This window comes from Alcanivorax sp. HI0083, assembly GCF_001635175.1.
This window is the reverse complement of sequence record NZ_LWFX01000324.1, coordinates 1-593: the sequence shown is the minus strand read 5'-3', so window position 1 is coordinate 593 and position 593 is coordinate 1. Positions and strand designations below refer to the sequence as shown.

The following is a 593-nucleotide window of genomic DNA, read 5'->3' as shown; positions in this document are numbered from 1 at the left end:
GTCCGTTGTTTTGTTGTTGTGCCACCCAACCATAATCGGTCAGGCGGCGTGTGGGCAGGGTTGATCGGGCCAGTCGGGCTGGCCCGTGAGCGTTAAGGGCAGTGCGGTTACTCGCCGGACGCTTTGGCCAGCTCCGCGGGTGACGGCTGCTGCAGGCCGCCATCGCCGGTGGCGCTCATGGCGGGGATGCCACCGGCGCCGTAGTACTCGTCCTTGGTGAATACGTCCACTTCGATGGCCAGCAGGCAAGCCTCGGTGGCAGCATTCAGGGTGGCCAGTTCCGCATCGGAAATCACGCCCTGTTCAGCGGCCTGGGACGCCATGGCTTCCACTTTGCCTTTACCCAGTTTGCGGGCTTTCTGTGCGGCACGGATCTTGGCGCGCACCGGTTCGGCTTCGGTGGTCAGGCGGAAGGCCTTGAGCAGGCGGCCGAGCCCCTCGTCGCTTTCTTCCGGCATGTAGTTGCCGCCGACCAGACGCTTGTACTGGTCGCCATAGCTTTGCAGGGCCAGTGCGGCCTGGTGGCTGAGCTGGTCGTTGGGCAGCTTGGCCAGCGGGTTGATGCCCAGGCCGATACGGCCCACGGTTTTCAG

At 64.8% G+C, this 593-nt stretch carries 1 protein-coding gene; it reads right to left on the bottom strand.

Annotated elements, in window-relative coordinates; all coding sequences use genetic code 11:
* Positions 1-107 precede the first annotated feature (107 nt).
* The coding region (locus A3754_RS03430; protein ID WP_156496743.1) for an acyl-CoA dehydrogenase domain-containing protein at positions 108-593 on the bottom strand (486 nt) is incomplete at its 5' end.